The organism is Mesorhizobium sp. B2-3-5, from assembly GCF_006442395.1.
Taxonomy (GTDB): Bacteria; Pseudomonadota; Alphaproteobacteria; order Rhizobiales; family Rhizobiaceae; genus Mesorhizobium.
Window position 1 is genome coordinate 1 of the sequence record NZ_VFVX01000080.1, and the last position, 1,440, is coordinate 1,440.

Genomic DNA, 1,440 nt, shown 5'->3' on the forward strand with positions numbered 1-1,440 from the left:
CGTTTCGGCGCTCGACCGCACCAACTCCTGGGCTTCCGCCGCCAACCGCGCGAGCCTGCCGTAGTGGCTGTCTTGATCGGACCGGCGTCCCGCCATGGACAGCAACGCCTCGGCTGCAAGCATGTCTGACTTGTCGGCACCGGTACCCTTTCGCGGTGCGTGTACAGGCGATCGGCCAGCCAGCCGCGCAACGCCCTTCCAGAAACGGAACGCCATGCGCCGATAGTCGGAGAGGCCGCGTATGACCTCCCGAGGCGGCACGAAATCCAGGATCAATTCCATCCAATGACGCCTCGTCACTTTCCCGAGTGCGCCGAACTGCACCAAAGCCTCGATCTTGCCGTCGATCATCAGGTAGGCGTAGATTTGATCGATCCCTTCCGGCAGTTTGGTCGAGGTCGGATTTCGGGCGTCGACGCGAATTCCCAGTGTCCGCGCCAGCGGACGCGGCGCGGCAAGATCGTCGAAGTCGAGAAGCATTTGCTCAAGATGATACTGGACGCGGCGGCCCGCCACGGGATTGTCCCAGACCTGGCCGAGTTCGACGATCAACTCGCCGAGGGCGCCGCCGAACCTGTCCCACCTGGCTGCCAATCGCGCCGGCCCCGACAGGCTTCCCACCATCAGGCCGTCGAAAATCACCTTGGCGACCTCATGCGCCCACTTACGTCCCACGGGGAGCGCGCGCAGGGGCTCCGGGTTGGCCAGGCGCGAGCCGCTGCCGCAATCCGACGCGGCATTCCACAACGCGAACCAGGCGAGCGCTTCGGAAGCGGTGCGGCCATTCGCCGGGATCGCCCCATTGGCGTGCGCCGGCGCTGGGTGTTTGACCCTGGGGTCGGCAGAAAAGCCGCGGGCGATGACGATTGCCGCGTCCGCCAGCATCCGCGTTGAATTGCGGGTGAGCGAGTTGGAGCTGGCCCGATAGAAAGCGAGCGGCTCGTCGACCATCAGCCAATTCTTGCCCTGACGTGCGACGCGCTGCCACAAATCCCAGTCCTCGCAGGTGCGCAGCGACACATCGAAACCGCCCAGCCCGACAATTGTCGCCCGATCGATCAGCAGCGCGTGCGTGCGGATGCCGCACCGGCGCGCGAACGTCTCGAAGGGCTCGATCGCAACCTCGGTCGCGATGCTCGGCGGGGTGAATGCGCCATCGGGCATCACGCGCCGGGAACCGCAATAGGCGGCCACGGCATCGGGCGCGGCTTCCAGTGCGGCCAGCATTTTCGCGAGGAAGCTGGCATCCACCCAGTCGTCCGCGTCCAGGAACATCAGCCAGCGGCCGCGCGCTGTCGAAATCCCCTTGTTGCGCGCCCCGGCGGCGCTGTGCGCGCAAGACTTCAACGTCCGAAACCGGGCATCGCGTTCCACATAGCCAGCGATGATCGCCGGGGTGCGGTCGGAGGAGGCGTCGTCGACGACGATCGCCTCCCAATC

1 protein-coding gene is annotated in these 1,440 nt (G+C 66.1%); it reads right to left on the reverse strand.

Annotated features, from left to right (window positions below; genetic code table 11):
• Positions 1-1,440 (reverse strand): glycosyltransferase (locus FJ958_RS31395; RefSeq protein WP_246679867.1); only part of this gene is annotated, 1,440 nt, incomplete at both ends.